The 18,898-nt window shown below is 66.2% G+C and carries 19 protein-coding genes; 10 read left to right on the top strand and 9 right to left on the bottom strand.

Going from position 1 to position 18,898, the window contains the following annotated elements:
* Nucleotides 1–26: 26 nt before the first annotated feature.
* Entirely contained in the window at nucleotides 27–701 is a 675-nt protein-coding gene (locus QCE64_RS10800; RefSeq protein ID WP_309931047.1) for a histone H1-like DNA-binding protein, read from the top strand.
* Nucleotides 702–945: 244 nt separating this feature from the next.
* Here the strand turns inward: QCE64_RS10800 and QCE64_RS10795 are convergent, their stop codons facing one another.
* The 9 genes from QCE64_RS10795 to QCE64_RS10755 all read right to left on the bottom strand — a co-directional run bounded on the left by QCE64_RS10795 (nucleotide 946) and on the right by QCE64_RS10755 (nucleotide 9,109).
* Nucleotides 946–1,425, bottom strand: coding sequence for a hypothetical protein (locus QCE64_RS10795; RefSeq protein ID WP_309809876.1), 480 nt, complete (start codon nucleotides 1,423–1,425; stop codon nucleotides 946–948).
* An 18-nt stretch (nucleotides 1,426–1,443) separates the two neighbouring features.
* The gene (locus QCE64_RS10790; RefSeq protein WP_309918514.1) at nucleotides 1,444–2,382 is read right to left on the bottom strand and encodes a carbohydrate kinase family protein; all 939 of its coding nucleotides are present in this window, start codon (nucleotides 2,380–2,382) and stop codon (nucleotides 1,444–1,446) included.
* A 122-nt stretch (nucleotides 2,383–2,504) separates the two neighbouring features.
* Nucleotides 2,505–3,005: a thiol peroxidase gene (tpx, locus tag QCE64_RS10785; protein WP_309809870.1), complete on the bottom strand. Its 501-nt coding sequence runs from the start codon at nucleotides 3,003–3,005 to the stop codon at nucleotides 2,505–2,507.
* Between the two features lie 118 nt (nucleotides 3,006–3,123).
* The gene (locus tag QCE64_RS10780) at nucleotides 3,124–4,443 is read right to left on the bottom strand and encodes a DUF3426 domain-containing protein (RefSeq protein ID WP_310003745.1); all 1,320 of its coding nucleotides are present in this window, start codon (nucleotides 4,441–4,443) and stop codon (nucleotides 3,124–3,126) included.
* Nucleotides 4,444–4,493: 50 nt separating this feature from the next.
* A complete protein-coding gene (prmA, locus tag QCE64_RS10775) occupies nucleotides 4,494–5,396 on the bottom strand; it encodes a 50S ribosomal protein L11 methyltransferase (protein ID WP_309918509.1) in 903 nt (300 codons plus the stop codon).
* 34 nt (nucleotides 5,397–5,430) lie between these two features.
* Nucleotides 5,431–6,798, bottom strand: coding sequence for an acetyl-CoA carboxylase biotin carboxylase subunit (accC, locus tag QCE64_RS10770; RefSeq protein WP_309918506.1), 1,368 nt, complete (start codon nucleotides 6,796–6,798; stop codon nucleotides 5,431–5,433).
* A gap of 224 nt (nucleotides 6,799–7,022) precedes the next feature.
* Nucleotides 7,023–7,496, bottom strand: coding sequence for an acetyl-CoA carboxylase biotin carboxyl carrier protein (gene accB / locus QCE64_RS10765; protein ID WP_309918504.1), 474 nt, complete (start codon nucleotides 7,494–7,496; stop codon nucleotides 7,023–7,025).
* 393 nt (nucleotides 7,497–7,889) lie between these two features.
* Nucleotides 7,890–8,444, bottom strand: a complete 555-nt coding sequence (locus QCE64_RS10760) for a TlpA disulfide reductase family protein (protein WP_309918502.1) — start codon at nucleotides 8,442–8,444, stop codon at nucleotides 7,890–7,892.
* Nucleotides 8,445–8,461: 17 nt separating this feature from the next.
* On the bottom strand, nucleotides 8,462–9,109 hold the full coding sequence (locus QCE64_RS10755; RefSeq protein ID WP_309918501.1) for a UDP-N-acetylmuramate--alanine ligase: 648 nt from the start codon (nucleotides 9,107–9,109) through the stop codon (nucleotides 8,462–8,464).
* 188 nt (nucleotides 9,110–9,297) lie between these two features.
* Here QCE64_RS10755 and mpl point away from each other — a divergent pair, with 188 nt between their 5' ends.
* From mpl to QCE64_RS10710, 9 genes are all read left to right on the top strand, one after another.
* Nucleotides 9,298–10,692, top strand: a complete 1,395-nt coding sequence (gene mpl / locus QCE64_RS10750; protein WP_310003743.1) for a UDP-N-acetylmuramate:L-alanyl-gamma-D-glutamyl-meso-diaminopimelate ligase — start codon at nucleotides 9,298–9,300, stop codon at nucleotides 10,690–10,692.
* Complete coding sequence (locus QCE64_RS10745; protein ID WP_309918496.1) at nucleotides 10,689–11,288, top strand: YqiA/YcfP family alpha/beta fold hydrolase; 600 nt, start codon at nucleotides 10,689–10,691, stop codon at nucleotides 11,286–11,288. The genes mpl and QCE64_RS10745 overlap by 4 nt, the downstream gene beginning before the upstream one ends.
* A gap of 89 nt (nucleotides 11,289–11,377) precedes the next feature.
* Nucleotides 11,378–13,438 carry an RNB domain-containing ribonuclease gene (locus tag QCE64_RS10740; protein WP_309918493.1) on the top strand — a complete coding sequence of 687 codons (2,061 nt, stop codon included), beginning with the start codon at nucleotides 11,378–11,380 and terminating at the stop codon, nucleotides 13,436–13,438.
* Nucleotides 13,435–14,277: a shikimate dehydrogenase gene (gene aroE, locus QCE64_RS10735; protein WP_310003741.1), complete on the top strand. Its 843-nt coding sequence runs from the start codon at nucleotides 13,435–13,437 to the stop codon at nucleotides 14,275–14,277. The genes QCE64_RS10740 and aroE overlap by 4 nt, the downstream gene beginning before the upstream one ends.
* Nucleotides 14,277–15,038: a monofunctional biosynthetic peptidoglycan transglycosylase gene (gene mtgA, locus QCE64_RS10730; RefSeq protein WP_310003740.1), complete on the top strand. Its 762-nt coding sequence runs from the start codon at nucleotides 14,277–14,279 to the stop codon at nucleotides 15,036–15,038. Before aroE ends, mtgA begins: the two co-directional genes overlap by 1 nt.
* A gap of 407 nt (nucleotides 15,039–15,445) precedes the next feature.
* Entirely contained in the window at nucleotides 15,446–16,390 is a 945-nt protein-coding gene (locus QCE64_RS10725) for an IclR family transcriptional regulator (RefSeq protein ID WP_309931035.1), read from the top strand.
* Complete coding sequence (locus tag QCE64_RS10720) at nucleotides 16,387–17,364, top strand: 2-dehydro-3-deoxygalactonokinase (RefSeq protein WP_310003739.1); 978 nt, start codon at nucleotides 16,387–16,389, stop codon at nucleotides 17,362–17,364. The genes QCE64_RS10725 and QCE64_RS10720 overlap by 4 nt, the downstream gene beginning before the upstream one ends.
* Before the next feature lie 16 nt (nucleotides 17,365–17,380).
* Nucleotides 17,381–18,070, top strand: coding sequence for a 2-dehydro-3-deoxy-6-phosphogalactonate aldolase (locus tag QCE64_RS10715; RefSeq protein ID WP_309931030.1), 690 nt, complete (start codon nucleotides 17,381–17,383; stop codon nucleotides 18,068–18,070).
* Entirely contained in the window at nucleotides 18,067–18,846 is a 780-nt protein-coding gene (locus tag QCE64_RS10710; protein WP_309918474.1) for an SDR family oxidoreductase, read from the top strand. The genes QCE64_RS10715 and QCE64_RS10710 overlap by 4 nt, the downstream gene beginning before the upstream one ends.
* Nucleotides 18,847–18,898: the final 52 nt, after the last annotated feature.

Genomic DNA, 18,898 nt, shown 5'->3' with positions numbered 1-18,898 from the left:
CATCTGAAAACCTGAAGGAGTAAACCATGGCACTTGCCAAGAAAAAAACCGCCGTTAAAAAGGCTGCAGCAAAGAAAGTCACCGCCAAGAAGGCCGCTCCGGCGAAGAAGGTCGCAGCCAAGAAGGTCGCTGTGAAGAAGGTCGCGGCAAAGAAAGTCGCAGCCAAGAAAGTCGCAACCAAGAAAGTAGCGGCGAAGAAGGTTGCAACGAAGAAGGTCGCGGCGAAGAAGGTTGCAGCGAAGAAGGTCGCAGCCAAGAAGGCGCCGGCGAAGAAGGCCGCGGCGAAGAAGGTTGCAGCGAAGAAGGTCGCAGCCAAGAAGGCGCCCGCGAAAAAGGCCGCAGCGAAGAAGGTCGCAGCCAAGAAAGTAGCCGCCAAGAAGGCGCCTGCGAAGAAGGCTGCCGCGAAGAAGGCGCCGGCGAAGAAGGCCGCAGCGAAGAAGGCCGCTGCGAAAAAGGCTCCCGCGAAAAAGGCTGCTGCGAAGACCGCAGCCCCTGCGCCTGCTGCTGCACCCGCTGCGAAGAAGGCCCCTGCGAAAAAAGCTCCGGCCAAGAAAGCCGCTGCTGCGAAGAAGACCACGGCTGCCGCTCCTGCCACGACGGCAACGACCGTTTCGGCGCCTGCTCCGGCTCCGGCCGCAGCGGTCAAGACGGCGTTGAACCCGGCAGCAGCATGGCCGTTCCCGACGGGCAGCCGTCCGTAAGTTCGCGTAGCAGGCAGCAAACCGGCACATTGCGATGTGCCTTGAGTCCGGGTAATGCTACCCGGACTGAACCCGCCGTCCGGGGCAACCCGGCGGCGGGTTTTTCATTCGTATGGCGGGAACGCGCAGGCGTGATTGCGCCAAGCCAGTCGCATCGGCAAGCTCGCTGTGCGCGGGCAAAGAAAAAGCGCATGCATCGTTCGATGCATGCGCCCGGTCAGTCCTGCTGAAGTGTGATGGACGTTCAGTGCGTCACGCGTGTCACGCCGCCGCTCGACAGCAGGCGCACCCGCTCGCCTGCCTGGAAGACTTCGCCGTTGGCGGTCTGCGTGATGGCGCGGAGGTCGCCGTTGTCGAGGCGCACGGTGATCTCGAGGCCGTTCTTCGTGGCCACGTTGTTCTCCACCGCGTTGCCCGCGACTGCGCCCGCCAGGCCGCCGATGATGCCCGCGATGATCGAACCGTTGCCGCCGCCGATCGCGCTCGCCGCCGCGACGCCGCCCAGCGCGCCGCCACCGATGGCGCCCAGGCCGCTCGGCTGGCCGTTGTTCGAGCTGATCTTCACGCCCCGCACGCTTTCGACGGTGGCCATGCGGACCGTCTCCTCGCGCTGCGCCTGCGAGGACGTGTAGACGTCCGGCGAACTGCTGTTATAGGCACAGCCGGTCATCGCTACTGAGCCGATGAGCGCCGCCGCCAGCACGACACGACTTACCGTTTTCATACCCTTGCTCCAAATCAGTTACGACAGGCTGCTTCCAAAAGCCTGCTGATAGCGTTCTTCAATCTCGGCGCGCGTGGGCGCGTAAGTCTGCGGCCCCTGATGCTCGATCTTCAGCGCGCCCATCAGGCTTGCCAGGCGCCCGGTCTTTTCCCAGCCAAGCGCATTCTCGATGCCGTAGAGCAAGCCGCCGCGGAACGCGTCGCCGCAACCGGTGGGATCCACCACTTGCCGCGCCTGCACCGCCGGCACCTCGAGCACGCCGTCCGCGTGATGGATCTGCGCGCCGTGTTCGCCGCGCGTAATCACGAGCGCCTTGACGCGGCTCATGATGTCTTCAATCGACCATCCCGTCTTGTTGCTCAACAGCTTGGCTTCGTAATCGTTGACCGCCACGTAGGTGGCAAGTTCAATCATGCGACAAAGCTCTACACCTTCAAGGATAGGCAATCCCTGACCCGGATCGAAGACGAACGGCACGCCCGCTTTGGCAAACCCTTCGGCATGCTCCCGCATACCTTGTGCCCCGTCCGGGGCGACGATGCCGAGCGAGACGCCGCGTGCTTCCTCGGTGCGGTTGAGGTGCGATTCCATCATCGCGCCCGGATGGAACGCGGTGATCTGGTTGTTCGCGAGGTCGGTGGTGATGAAGCATTGCGCCGAATGCTGGTCGGGCAGCACGCGCACGTATTCCTTCGACAAACCGAGCGCGTCGAGCCGGTCGATATACAGCTGCGCATCCGCTTCGCCGAGCGTGGCCATGATCTTCGCGTCGCCGCCCAGCAGCTTCAGCGCGTACGCAATGTTGCCCGCGCAGCCGCCGAAGTTGCGGCGCATCGTCGGCACCAGGAAGCTGATGTTCAGCATGTGCACCTGGTCCGGCAGGATATGGTCGCCGAAGCGGCCCTGGAAGGTCATGATGTTGTCGTAGGCGAGCGAGCCGCAGATGAGCGTAGCCAAGGCGAACGTCCTTATTGTTGGAAGCCGGAAGAGGGAAAGCGCATGCGCATGCGGGGCGCGACGGCGCCTGGCATCGCGCCTCGCATGCGCGCGGGCCGCTCAGTGCGGCCCGCGTTTCAGCGTTACTTCAGTGCGGCGAGTGCGGCGTCGTAGTTCGGCTCGTCCTTGATCTCAGGGACGAGTTGCGAATGCAGCACCGTGTTGTTTTCGTCGAGCACGACGACCGCGCGCGCCGTCAGGCCGCGCAGCGGGCCGCTCGTGATGTCGACGCCGTAGGACTGCGCGAACTCGTGGCCGCGGAACGTCGATGCCGACACGACGTTCTCAAGCCCTTCGGTCGTGCAGAAGCGCTTCATCGCGAAGGGCAGGTCGCCCGACACCACCACGACCACCGTGTTGTCCAGCTTGCTGGCGGCTTCGTTGAACTTGCGCGTGGAGGTGGCGCAGGTCGGCGTGTCGAGGCTCGGCACGATGTTCAGCACTTTGCGCTTGCCGGCGAAGCTGGCGAGCTTGACGTCGCCGAGATCCGTGCCGACGAGCGTGAACTCGCTGGCCGGCTGGCCCTTGCCCGGGAACGTGCCGCCTACGTCGATGGGATTGCCGCCGAGGGTAACTTGACTCATGTTGCGCTCCAGAGAATTGTCAGATGCTGACGGGAAAACCGCGCGTGCACGAACCGCGAAGGCCGTGACGCGCGTCATGTGGAACAGGGAGGCCTGACGCTCGTGCGCCGGCCCGCCATTACGGATAAAAGACCTGAACCCGGTAGTTCGCGGCGACGGCGTCGCCGGTATCGAGCCGGACGACGACCGGCTGCGCGCTCTGCGGCGGAAGGCCGATGGCGAATATCGTACCCGGTCGCGCGTAATCCTGCGGCCAGAGCACGCGGCGGATGGCGACATTGTTCTTGTCGTCGAGCAGCGTGAGTTCGAGCGCGGGATAGGCGAGCGCGACATCCATCCGGTTGCGCAGCGAGAGTTTCAGTTCGAGCTTGTGCGGGCCGTCCACCTGGCGCAGTCCCGAACTTTCGATCTGGAGTCCGTCGATGTCGCGCGGCGGCGAAACCTTGCAGCCGAGCTGATCGCAGACATCGGCGTAAATGGCATGCGCGCCGGGCACGTTCACCATGACGGTCTCGCGCTCCCACCAGGCAAGCTGCGCGACGAGCAGCAGCACCAGCAGCACCGCCAGCACGATCCCGGCGATACGGCCGCCTTTGCCCTTGCGCGCGTTGCCTTCCGCAGCGGCCGGCGGGCGGGGCGCGTCGCGCATCGGGTCATGCATCGTTTCGCGCATCGCGGGAAAGGCTTCGTTGGCGCTGGCCGCGCGCGCATTGCCGGCGCGTCTATCGCCGAAACCCGGTTCGGGATCGTCGGCCCAGGCGGGCGCGGCCGGGGTTGAGGCGGGTTCCGGCGCGGGACGCTGAGGCGGCGTCTCCGGCGCCTTGTCCACCGGACCGATGAACGGCTCGGCGCGATCGTCGACCGGATCGAACGACGAAGAGGCCGGCCTGAACGGCGGCGGAGGCGGTTCGACCGGCGAAGCAAACGGCGCATCGGGCCGCGTCTGCGGCGCGCCCGCGCGAACGAACTGCTTCACGCGCGGCGGCGCTTGCGGTTCGGCGGACGGTTCGTTGGCGGCGTCGCTCGATGCGGTCTGCGTGGCGTCGTCTTGCGGCGCCGGTGACGGCGTCTGTGGCGACGCCGGAGCGTGTGCGTAGGCCGTGCGGTCTTCGTCTTCCTCCGGCGCTGAAACGGGTGCAGCAGGTGCAGCAGGCGGCGGCGTGAACGGCCGCGGCCTCGGCGGCGCGTCCGCTACGGGCGGCGGGTCGGCGGGAGCCGTGTGCGTGGACGGGCCGATCGCGGCGTCGTCGTCGATGATCGCGGCGTGCTGCGGGATGGCGGACGCGGCGGTTTCGTCGGGCAGTTCGAAGCGATGATGCGCGGCGTCGAAGACTTCCTGGCAGTGGCCGCAGCGCACGCGGCCGTCATGCGGCGCGAGCAGGTGAGGGTCGAGCTTGAAGACGGTTTCGCAGTGGGGGCAGCGGGTTGCCAGCGCCATATAAGAAGTGCCGTTGGCCTTGCGGCCGGTTCGTGGACGATGGCGCTATTTTAATGACTTTCGCGCCGCGTTCCGGCCAGACATACCCACCCTTCGTGCTCACGCCAGACGCCGATGTCGATCCACTTCGCATAGGCCGCCGCAACCTCGTCGGCCTGGCGCGCGAGCACGCCCGACAACGCGATCCGGCCGCCCGGCTTGACCTTCGACGAGAGCATCGACGCCATCAGCTTGAGCGGGTTCGAAAGAATGTTCGCGACGACGATATCGAATTCGCCGGACGGACATTCATCGGGCAGGCCGTAGGCCACGGCCGCGTGGTTGCGCTCGCTGTTGTGGCGGGCGGACTCGACAGCCTGCGGATCGATATCGATGCCGGTGACCGGATCCGCGCCGCATTTCTTCGCAAGAATGGCGAGGATGCCGGAGCCGCAGCCGTAGTCGAGCAATGACTGTCCGGGCTTGACCGATTGCTCGAGCCATTCCATGCACAGGCGCGTGGTCGGATGGCTGCCGGTGCCGAACGCGAGACCCGGATCGAGTTCGAGCACGAGCGCGTCCGGGTCCGGTGCGTCGTGCCACGACGGCACGACCCAGATGCGCTCGCCGATGGAGATCGGATCGAACTGCGCCTGCGTCAATCGCACCCAGTCCTGCTCGGCGACATCGCGCACGCTGAACGACGGCGTCGCGTCCAGCCCGATTTCATTCGCGGCCGCCGCCAGCAACACGGCGGGTTCGGCGTCCTCGGCGAGCAGCGCCACCACGCGCGAACGCTTCCACGCACTCTTTTCCGGCACGAGACCGGGCTCGCCGAAGAGCGGCTGTTCGTCGGGCGTGTCGGCGTCGGCGTCCTCGACGGAAACCGACAGCGCGCCCACGTCGAGCAGCGCATCCGACAGCGCTTCCGCGTGCTCGCGGTCCAGTTCGGCGATCAGTTCCCGATAACTCATGCTGACTCTCTTGCGGGTTTTCTTGCTGCGGGCTTCAGGATTCTTCGGCCACGGCCGCCTGACGCGCGGCGAGCTTGTTCTCGAGGTAATGGATGCTCGTGCCGCCCTCGACGAACTTCGCGTCGATCATCATCTCGCGATGCAGCGGGATGTTGGTCTGGATGCCTTCCACGACCATCTCCGACAGCGCGATGCGCATGCGGTTGATGGCTTGCTCGCGGGTCGCGCCGTAGGCGATGAGCTTGCCGATCATCGAATCGTAGTTCGGCGGCACGAAGTAGTTCGCGTAGGCGTGCGAGTCGACGCGGATGCCGGGGCCGCCCGCTGTATGCCACGACGTGATGCGTCCTGGCGACGGCGTGAACTTGAAGGGATCTTCCGCGTTGATCCGGCATTCGATCGCATGACCGCGGAACTGGATGTCCTTCTGGCGGATCGTGAGCTTTTCGCCCGCGGCGATGCGGATCTGCTCCTGCACGATGTCGACGCCCGTGATGAGCTCCGTCACCGGATGCTCGACCTGCACGCGCGTGTTCATCTCGATGAAGTAGAACTCGTTGTTCTCGTAAAGGAACTCGAAGGTACCCGCGCCGAGATAGCCCATCTTCTTGCAGGCGTCGGCGCAGCGGTCGCCGATGCGTTCGATCAGACGCCGCGCGATGCCCGGCGCCGGCGCTTCCTCGATCACCTTCTGGTGACGGCGCTGCATCGAGCAGTCGCGCTCGCCCAGCCAGATGGCGTTGCGGAACGAATCTGACAGCACCTGGATCTCGATGTGCCGCGGGTTCTCGAGGAATTTCTCCATGTAGACCTGCGGATTACCGAAGGCCCGGCCGGCTTCCTCGCGCGTCATGTTGACCGCGTTGACCAGAGCCGCTTCGGTATGCACCACGCGCATGCCGCGTCCGCCGCCGCCGCCGGCCGCCTTGATGATCACCGGATAGCCGATGACGCGGGCAATCTTCACGATTTCGCGCGGATCGTCCGGCAATGCGCCTTCCGAACCCGGCACGCACGGCACGCCGGTCTTGATCATGGTCTGCTTCGCCGTGACCTTGTCGCCCATCATGCGGATCGTTTCCGGGCGCGGGCCAATGAAGGTGAAGCCCGACTGCTCGACGCGCTCGGCAAAATCCGCGTTCTCCGACAGGAAGCCGTAGCCGGGGTGGATCGCTTCGGCGTCGGTGACTTCCGCCGCGCTGATGAGCGCAGGCATGTTCAGGTAGGAGAGATTCGACGGCGCCGGTCCGATGCACACGGCTTCGTCGGCGAGCTTGACGTACTTGGCTTCCTTGTCGGCTTCGGAATAGACGACAACGGTTTTGACGCCCAGCTCGCGGCACGCGCGCTGGATGCGAAGCGCGATTTCGCCGCGGTTCGCAATAAGAATTTTTTCAAACATGGTGGGTCGGCTCATCAACGGGCACGCGCGAGCGGCCCTCGGGGATCCAATCGGCGGCGCGCGCGGCTCGGGCGAACGAGGTCTGCGAACGGGTTCGCAAGCGGGTTCGCGAGCGAGTCTGCGCGCTGGACGCAATGCCGGACAGCAATGGCGACGGCATGGGCAAAGTGCGCGCGTTCAGGCTGCGTTCGACGAAGAAGCGGCGCATCCGGCGCGGCGGCGCGTCAGTCGCCGATGACGAAGAGCGGCTGGCCGTATTCCACCGCCTGGCCGTTCTCGACGAGGATTTCCTTCACGACGCCGGCCTTGTCGGACTCGATCTCGTTCAGGAGCTTCATGGCTTCGATGATGCACAGCGTCTGGCCTTCCTTCACCGTATCGCCGACCTGCACGAACGGGTCTGCGCCCGGCGAGGGTGCGCGGTAGAACGAACCGACCATCGGCGAGGTCACGACGTGGCCCTGCACGGCTGCGGCCGGTGCGCCGGCGGCAACCGGGGCGCCGGCTTCGCTGACCGCACCCATGTGCTGGCCCGACTGCATCGGCGCTTGCGGCGCGTACTGTTGCGGCGCCTGCATGTACACGGGCGCGGCATTCTTGACGATGCGAACCTTGCCTTCGCCTTCCGTCACTTCCAGCTCCGAGATGCCGGATTCCGAGACGAGGTCGATCAGCGTTTTGAGTTTACGAAGGTCCATCGAAAAATCCCCTTTCAATACTTGGAGACCGGGCTGCCCGGTGCTTGACTTGATTTGTGGGTGCTCTGACTGCTTCAGCCGCGAGCCGGTGCAACAGCGGCGTCGCTGTTCCGGCGCGCCTGCCCGAAGGGAACGTGCATGATGGCTCTGACGTCGAGGTAAGCGCGCGGCACCGGCAGAGTCGTCATGGTCGCTTCGGGTTGTGCGGAATTGGGCGCACTTTAGCGCCGTTTAGAGAATTTTGTCTAGTTTTACCGTTTGGGCCAACTCTCCGGCGCGGGACAAATTACCGCGTGCGCCAACGGTTCATCTCGAATTTGGCTCAAGATCGCCGTAATGTACCCTAACTCGCGGCTTACTTAATGCAATCCGCGCGCAGCATAGAGTCAAATTTTACAGGCTGTCGAGAGTGCGTTTAAGTTCAGCGCTGTCCACTTCGCCTAATTTTGTTGAACGAACGGTGCCTTTTGCATCGATCACGACGGTAAAAGGCAGAGCGCCGGCACTGTTGCCGAAGCTGCGCGCCAGATCAGCGCCGCCGAAACCGGTGACATAGACCGGATAGGCCACCGGAACTTTCTTGAGGAAGTCGTTGACGTTCTTTTCGCTGTCGACGCCCAGGCCGATGAAGGTGATGCCCTTCTTCTCGTACTCGCGCTGAAGCGCGGACAGTTCCGGCATTTCCTTGACGCACGGCCCGCACCACGAGGCCCAGAAGTTGACGACCACCGGCTTGCCCTTGAATGCCGACAAGGGTTGCGACGTGCCCGCCGCGCCCGGCGGCGCCGTCTTCCAGAGTTGTTCGACGGGGCTGCCGGCGCTCGCGCTGCTGTTGGCAGGTGTCGCGGCCTCGCTGTCATTGCCGTGGAAAACGTGACTCGCGTACAAGCCGCCGGCCGTTGCGGCGACCGCGACGACGAGGGCCGCGAGAATGCGTGTGGTGTTCATGAGCGTCCGGAAAAGTGTCAGCCGCCGATTTCGAGCGGCGGCGCATCGGGAGAATCGAGCAGCGAGCGGACCGTGGCGGCATTGGCGCGCGCGAGCCGCCCGCGGCCGTCCGCGCGCACGGCGCCGCGCAGGTCGTCCGGATCATACAGCGCGATGTGCACGCCGACCGGTTCCTCGCCCGGCGTGCGCTGCAGGAAGCTGAGCGTCTCGACGTAGCCGCGCCCGGCAAAATGCCGCGTCTCCGAAACGTCGTATTGCACGTTGTTGTTCAGCAGGTAGATGGCGACTTCCTTCGGGTTGTCGCAGAAGCATTGCAGATGGACATCCGAATGTTCGCCTGCCGTGCCGTTCAGCACCGCGCCGGTCAGATAGGGATCGAAGGGCTTGAGCCGCTCCATCCAGTCGAGCGCGGTTTCACGCATGCGGCGGAGCACCGCCGGCTGACTGTCGCTCTGGAAAATCGCCTGGTACTCGCGGATTTCCTCTTCGATCTGGTCGTTATCAGGCAGGAATTCGCCGCCGATCTTCGTCTCGCCGACCACCTGCTTCGCGGCCTTGCGCTTGGCGGTGGCGTAGTCGAGACCGTCTTCGGCGATCATTCTCGCGGCGGCGATCGCGATTTCCTCGCGCACGCGCTGCGGATCGAAATGTGATTTGCGAACCATGCCGAAATGATACTAGATAACAGCAGGCAGCCATTTTGGCCGGCTGCGAACACCACCGCCGCGGACGCCGGGCGGCGGAGTTCGCTCGGTTACAATAGCCTCTCTCCGGCGCGCTCCCGCAAGGGCCTCGAACCAGGCGCCATTCCCTGTTTTCCGCACTGAATCGCCCGCGCGGCGCGACACGCTTTATGCATATCCACATCCTCGGCATCTGCGGCACCTTCATGGGCGGACTCGCCGTCCTGGCGCGCGAAGCGGGCCACAAGGTCACTGGCTGCGACGCGGGCGTCTATCCGCCGATGAGCACGCAGCTCGAAGCGCAGGGCATCGAGTTGATCGAGGGATATGGGGTCGAGCAGCTGGCGCTGGAGCCGGACTTGTTCGTGATCGGCAACGTGGTGACGCGCGGCAATCCGCTGATGGAGGCCATCCTCGATCGCGGACTGCCGTACACGTCCGGCCCGCAATGGCTCGGCGAGCATGTGCTGAACGGCAAGTGGGTACTGGCGGTGGCCGGCACGCACGGCAAGACCACCACGAGCTCGATGCTCGCCTGGCTGCTGGAAGACGCGGGCATGAACCCGGGCTTCCTGATCGGCGGCGTGCCGCTCAATTTCGGCATTTCGGCGCGGTTGACCGATTCGAGCTTCTTCGTCATCGAAGCGGACGAATACGACACGGCGTTCTTCGACAAGCGCTCGAAGTTCGTCCACTACCGTCCGCGTACCGCCGTGCTAAACAATCTCGAGTTCGATCACGCCGACATCTTCCCGGATCTCGCCGCCATCGAAACGCAATTCCATCATCTCGTGCGGACCGTGCCCGGGATTGGGCGCGTCGTGACGAACGGGCGCGAAGCGGCGCTCGAACGCGTGCTGACGCGCGGCTGCTGGTCGGGCGTGGAGCGCTTCGGCGTGCAAGGCGGCTGGGAGGCGTTGCCCGCTGAAGACGGCGTGGCCGTCGACGAGCAGTTCGCCGTGTATTGGGAAGGCGAGCGTCAGGGCGTGGTCGACTGGCAGGTGCAGGGCGAGCACAACCGCATGAATGCGCTCGCGGCTATCGCGGCGGCGCGCTCGGTGGGCGTGCCGGCGGCGCAGTCCGTGAAGTCGCTCGGCAGCTTCCGCAACGTCAAGCGGCGCATGGAAGTGAAGGGCAGCGTCGACGGCGTCACCGTGTACGACGACTTCGCGCATCATCCCACCGCCATCGACACGACCGTCGCCGGACTGCGCACGCGCATCGGCGAGTCGCGCATCTTGGCCGTGCTCGAACCGCGTTCCAACACGATGAAGCTCGGCACGATGAAGGCGCAGCTTCCCGCCAGCCTTGCCGGTGCAGACCTGGTATTCGGCTACGGCGCACGCGAAGGCCGCGACAAGCTCGGCTGGGATCTGGCCGACGCGCTCGCGCCGCTCGGCGACAAGGCGCGGGCGTTCAACGAAATCGAACCGTTGGTGAAGGCGGTCGCGGCCGCCGCGCGTCCCGGTGACCACGTGCTCGTCATGAGCAACGGCGGCTTTGGCGGCGTCCATCAGAAATTGCTCGACGCGCTTTCGGCGCGCGGCGCCGGAGGACGGGCGTGATTCTCTACCTGCACGGCTTTCGTTCGTCTCCCCAGTCCTTCAAGGCGCGCGTCATGCATGCGCGCCTCGCGGAACTCGGGCGGCTCGGCGAATGGCGGTGCCCGACGCTGCCGGTCTCGCCGTCCGATGCCGTCGAACTGGCGGAGTCGCTCGTGGCGGACGAAGCGGCGCGTGACGTGACGGTGGTCGGCAGTTCGCTCGGCGGCTACTACGCTACGTATCTCGCGGAGAAACATGGCTGGCGCGCCGTGCTGCTGAATCCGGCCGTCGTGCCGCAGCGCGACCTGAGCCATTTCCTCGGCGAACAGCCGCTGTGGCACGGTGGCGGCAGCATCACCGTGCTGCCGCGTCATCTCGACGAACTGCGCGCGCTCGCGGTCGACCGGATCACGCGGCCCGAACGCTATTTCCTGATCGCGGCGACGGGCGACGAAGTGCTCGATTACCGTACGATGCTCGACCACTATCCCGGCGTGCGCACCACGCTGATTCAGGGCGGCGATCATGCGATCAGCGACTTTCCGGCGCATCTCGCCGACGTGCTCGCGTTCTGCGATCAGGCGCCGCCGCCGCTGGTCACGCCCGCCGCGGCGTGAATCCGGGCGGTCGAACCCATTCAACCACCGGCGCGCGGGCAAAACCTAATCGGTCTGCGTTCCGGTCCACTGTCTGACGAGAGTATTGAGTGAACGTTTTCTTCGAGGAATCGGGTAGTTTCAAGGCCGGATCGGTGCTGTCCAAGCAGGGCGACGCGTTCCAGGTCGAGTTGCCGGGCGGACGCCGCGCCAAGGTGCGGGCGAAGGACGTGCTGATCGAATTCGACAAGCCCGCCGCCGGCGACCTGATGCAGGAGGCCGACGCGATCGCGCAGGAGATCGATCTCGATTTCCTGTGGGAATGCGCGCCCGACGAGGAATTTCCGTTCGCCACGCTCGGCGCGGATTATTTCGGCGACAAGTTCGGTCCCGCCGAACGCGCCGCGCTCGTGCTGCGGATGCACGGCTCGCCGGTCTACTTCCGGCGCAAGGGCCGCGGCCAGTATCAGCGCGCGCCGCAGGAGCAGTTGCAGATGGCGCTCGCCTCGCTCGAGCGCAAGCGGCAGCAGGCGCTCGTGCAGCAGGGCTGGGAAGAGGAACTCAAGGCCGGCAAACTGCCCGACGCGCTGAAGGGCAAGGCCATCGGGCTCCTGACGAAGCCGGACAAGAATTCCAGTGAGTACAAGGCGCTTGAGGCGGCCGCCGCCGCGCGCGGCATTTCGCAGGCGCGGCTGATGCTCGAATGCGGCGGCATCGCGTCGCCGCGCGCGCTGCACGAGGCGCGTTTCCTGTCGGAGCACTTCCCGCATGGCATCGGCTTTCCGGCGGTGCAGCCGGCGCCGCTGCCCGAGGATCTGCCGGAAGCGAACGTCCAGGCGTTCTCCATCGACGACGTCACCACGACTGAAATCGACGATGCCTTCTCCGTTGAACATCTCGCCGATGGCCGCGTGCGCGTGGGCATCCACATCGCGGCGCCGGCGCTCGGCATCACGCGCGACGACGCCATCGACGCGATCGCGCGCGGGCGCCTGTCCACCGTCTACATGCCGGGCGACAAGATCACGATGCTGCCGGACAACGTCGTCGAGGTCTTCACGCTCGGCGAGGGCGGGCTGCGTCCGGCGCTGTCGCTGTACATCATCGTGAATCGCGAGACGCAGGAGATCGTCGCCACCGAGACGCGCGCCGAGCGCGTGTTCGTGAAGAGCAACCTGCGCCACAACCATCTCGATGAGCACGTCACCGAGGAAAGTCTCGCCGCCGGTACGGGCGAGTATCCGCACAAGGACGATATCGCGGTGCTGTGGCCGCTCGCGCAGGCGCTGTTCGAGAAGCGCCAGGAAGCGCGCGCCGGCTATGGCCTGCGTCGTGAAGTGCAGCGCAACAACGACTTCAACTTTTATGTCGACGGCGAGCACATCACGATCACGCCGCGCCGCCGGGGTTCGCCGCTCGACCTGATCGTCGCGGAACTGGCGATTCTCGCGAATTCGTCGTGGGGCGCGTTTCTCAACGACCACGGCGTGCCGGGCATCTACCGTTCGCAGCGCGGCTTCGGCGGTCCTGGTCCGAAGCGCACGCGCATGCAGACGACGCCCGCGCCGCACGAAGGGCTGGGCGTCGCGCAATATGCGTGGAGCACGTCGCCGCTGCGCCGCTATGTCGACCTCGTCAATCAATGGCAGCTGCTCGCCTGCGTGCAGCACGGCGTGATGGCCAAGCTGGCCGCGCCGTTCAAGCCGAAGGACGCGGATCTGTTCGCTGTCGTGCAGGGTTTCGACGACACCTACAGCGCCTACGCGGATCATCAGCGCCGCATGGAGTATTTCTGGTGCCTGCGCTGGCTCAGGCAGGAGAATAAAAAGCAGGTGCCGGCGTCGGTGATCAAGGACGATCTCGTGCGTCTCGAAGAAATTCCGCTGATGCTGCACGTGCCGGGCCTCGGCGTGCATGCGCGCGGCACGCGCGTGATGCTGGAAGTCGTCTCGACCGATGAGCTGACGGTCGAGGCGTCGTGCCGCCTGCTGCACGTGATCGATGCGCCGTCCGTCAGCGCACCGGCCGAGGAAGACGAGGCCGAAGAAGAGATCATCGAAGCCGACGATCTCTCGGCGCAAAGCGAGGCGGAGGCGTCGGCGGAGGCGTCGACGGAACCGCCGGTTGCCCCTGACGATGCGCCGCAACCCTCGGAGCCGAGCGGATCATGAAAGATCGTTACGCGGTGATCGGCAATCCGGTCGAGCACAGCAAGTCGCCGTGGATCCACGCACGGTTTGCCGTGCAGACGGGCGAGCCGGTCGAATACGGCCGCATGCTCGGGCCGCTCGGCGGCTTCGAACCTGAAGTGCGGCGCTTCATCGCGTCAGGCGGGCGTGGCCTGAACGTCACGGTGCCGTTCAAGCTCGAAGCGCACGCGCTGGCCGATTCGCTGTCGCCGCGCGCCGCCGCGGCGGGCGCGGTGAACACGCTGGCGTTCGGGCCCGATGGCGTGCGTGGCGACAACACCGACGGCGTCGGGCTCGTGCGCGACATCGAAGTGAATCTCGGCGTGAGCCTGAAGGGCGCGCGCATCCTGCTGCTCGGCGCGGGCGGCGCGGCGCGCGGCGTCGTGCTGCCGATCTTCGAACGCGCGCCGGCTGCGCTCACCATCGTCAATCGCACGGCGTCGAAGGCGCATCAGCTCGTCAACCAGTTCGCGCAGAATGCGGCCGATTGCGGCGTGCGCTTCTCGGGCGGCGGCGCGGCGAGTGTCGAGGGCGGCGCCTATGACGTGATCGTCAACGCGACGGCCGGCAGTCTCGATGCCGCGCTGCCCGAGTGCGACGACAGCGCCTTCGGCACGGCCACGCTGGCCTACGACATGATGTACGGCGCGCAGCCCACCGTCTTCATGCAGCACGCGTCGCAGCTCGGCGCGCGCGCGGCGGACGGGCTCGGCATGCTGGTCGAGCAGGCCGCCGAATCGTTCTTCGTCTGGCGGGGCGTGCGTCCCGACGGCGGCGCGGTGCTGCGCGAGCTGCGCCAGTCGCTGGCCGCGAAAGCCTGATGACCACCGCGCCGGTCGGCGGCCGTACGCCATCGGGCAGCGCCCGGAGCCGCCGCGAGGTGCGGCTCGGGCCGGCGCGCTGGATTGCCTACGGCGTCTCGGTGCTGGGTATCGCATTCTTCGCCACGCAAGTCTGGTTCTTCGCGCAGGTTGGCATCTGGACGGTGGTGAATCCCGGACCGACAGCCTTCATGCGCAGCGACGCATGGACGCTCGCCAAAACGCATCCGGGCGTGACGCTGCAGCGCACCTGGGTTCCCTACGACCAGATTTCGCGCAATCTGAAGCGCGCGATCATCGCGTCCGAGGACGCCAACTTCGTCAACAACAACGGCTACGAAACCGACGCCATCCTGCAGGCGTGGGAGAAGAACAAGACGCGCGGCAAGATCGTCGCGGGCGGTTCGACCATCTCGCAGCAGCTGGCCCGCAACCTGTTGTTGTCGCGTGAGAAGAGTTATGTGCGCAAGGCGCAGGAGCTGGTCATCACCTGGATGCTCGAATTCTGGATGGACAAGGAACGCATCTTCGAGATCTATCTGAATTCGGTCGAGTGGGGCAACGGCGTGTACGGCGCGGAAGCGGCGGCCCAGCACTATTACAAGACCTCGGCGGCGAAGCTCACCGCCTGGCAGAGCGCCCGGCTTGCCGTCATGCTGCCGCGCCCGAAGTATTTCGACGACCATCGCAACGCGCCGTATCTGTCGCAGCGAGCAGGCGTGATCGCACGCCGGATGGGCGCCGCAGAACTGCCGCAATGAGTTTTAGCTGAAGCTCGATAAACACGATAAAGCCCTGATTCATCAGGGCTTTTTTGTTTTTGAAAAGCGACTCGTCACACACTGAACTCCCATTATGTGAGTCGCTCGATCACATATTGAATAAATCAAACGGGGAGAACTACAATCCGACCAAAGCTGGCAAACGGCACTTCGCGTGCCGCCGGATCGACCGCCCAAGCGGCGCCCGGCACGCGACAAGAACAACGGAGACACGTCATGCAATCGATCGCCTGCCCGCGTTCGCGGGCACCTTCGCACCGGACACCTTCGTCCGGCAAGCAGGCAGCGCACACTTCCTGGTCGGGCCATGCGGTTTCGGCGTTGCACGCGATGACGCCGTCATTCGCGGCTCGCCGCGCTTCGTGATTCGACAGGAGATCCGCGCCATGACTCAGTTCCAGAATCCCGAAACCGACGCCGCCGACGTGCAAGCCGTTCCCGCGAGCGCTCCGGACCTGAAACGCAACGGCAGCGGCGCCGCGCGCCACGCGCCCGATCCGGACGCGATCGCGCTGCCGAGCGCGCTCGTCGACATCACGCCGCAGCAGGCCGGTACGCAAACTCTGCTGCGCGGCCTCGCGATCCTAGAAGCTGCCGCCAACGGCGCGCGCGATCTGCGCTCGTTCGGCGCCGCGCTCGGCACCACGCGCAGCACGACGCACCGGCTGGTGAGTTCGCTGGTGCAGGCGCGCTATCTGCGCCAGGTGCAGGGCGGCTATCTGCTCGGGCCGAAGCTGATCGAACTGGGCACGATCGCGCTGGAACAGATGCCGCTGACCGCGGTCGCGCGTCCGCATCTCCAGGCGCTCGCCGACCATACGCACGACACCATTCACCTCGGCGTGCGCGACGGCGACGACGTCCTCTACATCGACAAGATTCCGGGCACGCGCGGGCTGGAAATGCGTTCGCGCGTCGGGCACCGCATGCCGCTGGCATCGACGGGGATCGGCAAGGCGATGATGCTCGACCTCGAAGCGAACGCGTGGAAGCGGCTGCTCGACGCGTCGCATCGCGTGCTGGCGAAAACCAGCTTCAAGCCCGACAACCGCCCCGACTTCGACACCTTCCTGCAACGCATGACGCGCTATGCGCAAGGCGGCTTCACCTTCGATCTCGAAGAGAACGAAGCGTCGATCCGCTGCGTCGCGGCGCCGGTGCGGGACGCGTCCGGGTCGATCGTCGCGGCCCTGTCGGTGGCGAGCACGATTCCGTACATGCCGCACGAACGCATGGAAGAACTGATTCCGGTCGTGCAGCGCGAGGCGCGCGCGATCTCCGAGGAACTCGGCTGGCGCGCGCCGCAGCCGTCGCGCAGGATCAAGCGATGAGCGCAACCGCGTCCGGACCCGCACTCATCGCGCTCGACTGGGGCACGACCTCGCTGCGCGCTTATCTGCTCGGCGGCGATGCCGGCGCGCTCGACACGCGCGCCTCGTCGGCGGGCATCATGAAACTGCCCGAAGGCGGCTTCGATCAGGCCTTCGAGGACACCTGCGGCGCGTGGCTCGATGCGCATCCGAAGCTGCCGGTGATCGCGGCGGGCATGGTCGGCAGCGCGCAAGGCTGGGTCGAGGTGCCTTACGTCGAAACACCGGCCGGCGCGGATGCGCTCGTCGGCGGCATCGTGACGGTGCGGACGGCGCGCGGCGTCGCGCTGCATGTCGTGCCCGGCGTGCTCGAACGCGGCACGCTGCCCAACGTGATGCGCGGCGAGGAAACCCAGATCTTCGGCGCGCTGGCGAGCGAACCGTCGCTGGGCGCCGCCGGCGGCGCGCTGATCGGCCTGCCGGGCACGCACGCCAAATGGGCGTTCGTCGGGCAGGACCGCATCGAGCGTTTCTATACCTTCATGACCGGCGAGACCTTCGGCGCACTGCGCGACCACACGATCCTCGGCCGCACCATGCATCCGAGCGCGACGCACGACGAAGCGGCGTTCCTGCGCGGCGTCGATACGGCGCGCGACGCCGGTCATCCGGGCGTGCTCGCGACGATCTTCAGCACGCGCACGCTCGGCCTCACCGGCCAGTTGACGGCGGAACAGCAGTCGGACTATCTGTCGGGCTTGCTGATCGGACACGAGCTGCGCGGCCTCAACGAAGTGCTGGTGCGCGAACAGGGCGCGCTGGCGGGCAAGACATTGCGCCTGATCGGCAACGACGCGCTGTGCGACCGGTATCGCGCCGCACTGGCGCGCTACGGTTGCCACGAGGCACGAACGGTCGCGCACGCCACCGAGCACGGCCTTTACCGAATTGCCGCGCAGGCCGGGCTCGTGTCCGCGCCGTCGCGCGCGGCCTGAGATGGAGTCACGAGACATGCAGCCTCCCATCAATCTGCCCGCGCCGTACGGCATGCACGGCGGCCTGGCCAAGGCGTTCGCCGCCTGTCCGCTGATCGCGATCCTGCGCGGCATCACGCCGGCCGAAGCCGCCGATCACGGCCGCGCCCTTTATGCGGCGGGCTTTCGCATCATCGAGGTGCCGCTCAATTCGCCGCAGCCGTTCGACAGCATCGCGGCCATCCGCCAGGCGCTGCCGGACGACGCGATTGTCGGCGCGGGCACCGTGCTGCATCCGAGCTACGTCGACAACGTGAAGGCGGCGGGCGGCGAGCTGATCGTGATGCCGCACAGCGACGCCGACGTGATCCGTGCCGCGAAGGCGCAGGGCATGGCGTGCGCGCCGGGCGTCGCGACGCCGAACGAAGCGTTTCTCGCGCTGAAAGCGGGCGCGGACGTGCTGAAGATGTTTCCCGCCGAGCAGCTCGATCCGACCGTGACGAAGGCCTGGCGCGCGGTGATTTCGAAAGAGGTGCCGCTGGTGCCGGTTGGCGGCATTGCGCCGGACAACATGGGGCCGTTCCTGACGGCCGGCGCGAACGGTTTCGGTCTGGGCTCGGCGCTGTACAAGCCGGGCCAGAGCGCCGAAGTGACCGCGCATCACGCGAAGGCCTTCATCGACGGGCTGGCGCTGGCGCGACGTGAACATGGAGGCGAAAAGAAATGAGCCGCCTCGCCGGCAAGGTGGCGATGGTCACCGGCGCGGGACGCGGCATCGGCGCGGCGATCGCGCTGGCCTTCGCGCGCGAGGGCGCCGCGGTGGTGCTGGCGGAACTCGACATCGACACCGCGCAGGCCACAGCCGAACGCATTGCGGCGGAAACGAACCATGCGCGCGTGATCGCGCTGCGCACGGACGTGACGCAGAGCGCGTCGGTGCAGGACACGGTTGAGCAGGCGCAAGCGCGGCTCGGCCCGCTCGACGTGCTGGTGAACAACGCGGGCATCAACGTGTTCTGCGATCCGCTCACCATGACCGACGACGACTGGCGCCGCTGCTTCGCCGTCGATCTCGACGGCGTGTGGAACGGCTGCCGCGCGGTGCTGCCGGGCATGGTGGAACGCGGGCGCGGGAGCATCGTGAACATTGCGTCGACGCACAGTTTCAAGATCATTCCGGGCTGCTTTCCGTATCCGGTGGCGAAGCACGGCGTGATCGGCCTGACGCGTGCGCTGGGCATCGAGTACGCGCCGAACAACGTGCGCGTGAATGCGATTGCGCCGGGTTACATCGAGACGCAGCTGACGCTGGACTGGTGGGATGCGCAGGACGATCCGCGGGCCGCGCGCCAGGCGACGCTCGACCTGCAGCCGATGAAGCGCATCGGCCAGCCGCGCGAAGTGGCGATGACGGCGGTGTTCCTGGCGTCCGACGAGGCGCCGTTCATCAACGCGAGCTGCATCACGGTGGATGGCGGGCGCAGCGCGCTGTATCACGACTGATGCAGAAGACAGATCCGGACGAATGACGCACTGGCCGCTGTGCGACATCACA

Origin of the sequence: Caballeronia sp. LZ043 (assembly GCF_031451075.1) — a bacterium.
GTDB lineage: Bacteria > Pseudomonadota > Gammaproteobacteria > Burkholderiales > Burkholderiaceae > Caballeronia.
This window is presented reverse-complemented; position numbering and strand designations above follow the sequence as displayed.

What these genes read in the sequence shown, in the direction of transcription:
- QCE64_RS10795 (WP_309809876.1), bottom strand. Translation starts at nt 1,425, where the DNA reads ATGAAAACGGTAAGTCGTGTCGTGCTGGCGGCGGCGCTCATCGGCTCA.
- aroE (WP_310003741.1), top strand. Translation starts at nt 13,435, where the DNA reads ATGAAAGATCGTTACGCGGTGATCGGCAATCCGGTCGAGCACAGCAAG.
- QCE64_RS10710 (WP_309918474.1), top strand. Translation starts at nt 18,067, where the DNA reads ATGAGCCGCCTCGCCGGCAAGGTGGCGATGGTCACCGGCGCGGGACGC.
- QCE64_RS10800 (WP_309931047.1), top strand. Translation starts at nt 27, where the DNA reads ATGGCACTTGCCAAGAAAAAAACCGCCGTTAAAAAGGCTGCAGCAAAG.
- accB (WP_309918504.1), bottom strand. Translation starts at nt 7,496, where the DNA reads ATGGACCTTCGTAAACTCAAAACGCTGATCGACCTCGTCTCGGAATCC.
- QCE64_RS10720 (WP_310003739.1), top strand. Translation starts at nt 16,387, where the DNA reads ATGAGCGCAACCGCGTCCGGACCCGCACTCATCGCGCTCGACTGGGGC.
- QCE64_RS10715 (WP_309931030.1), top strand. Translation starts at nt 17,381, where the DNA reads ATGCAGCCTCCCATCAATCTGCCCGCGCCGTACGGCATGCACGGCGGC.
- QCE64_RS10755 (WP_309918501.1), bottom strand. Translation starts at nt 9,109, where the DNA reads ATGGTTCGCAAATCACATTTCGATCCGCAGCGCGTGCGCGAGGAAATC.
- QCE64_RS10725 (WP_309931035.1), top strand. Translation starts at nt 15,446, where the DNA reads ATGACTCAGTTCCAGAATCCCGAAACCGACGCCGCCGACGTGCAAGCC.
- accC (WP_309918506.1), bottom strand. Translation starts at nt 6,798, where the DNA reads ATGTTTGAAAAAATTCTTATTGCGAACCGCGGCGAAATCGCGCTTCGC.
- prmA (WP_309918509.1), bottom strand. Translation starts at nt 5,396, where the DNA reads ATGAGTTATCGGGAACTGATCGCCGAACTGGACCGCGAGCACGCGGAA.
- QCE64_RS10760 (WP_309918502.1), bottom strand. Translation starts at nt 8,444, where the DNA reads ATGAACACCACACGCATTCTCGCGGCCCTCGTCGTCGCGGTCGCCGCA.
- tpx (WP_309809870.1), bottom strand. Translation starts at nt 3,005, where the DNA reads ATGAGTCAAGTTACCCTCGGCGGCAATCCCATCGACGTAGGCGGCACG.
- mpl (WP_310003743.1), top strand. Translation starts at nt 9,298, where the DNA reads ATGCATATCCACATCCTCGGCATCTGCGGCACCTTCATGGGCGGACTC.
- mtgA (WP_310003740.1), top strand. Translation starts at nt 14,277, where the DNA reads ATGACCACCGCGCCGGTCGGCGGCCGTACGCCATCGGGCAGCGCCCGG.
- QCE64_RS10780 (WP_310003745.1), bottom strand. Translation starts at nt 4,443, where the DNA reads ATGGCGCTGGCAACCCGCTGCCCCCACTGCGAAACCGTCTTCAAGCTC.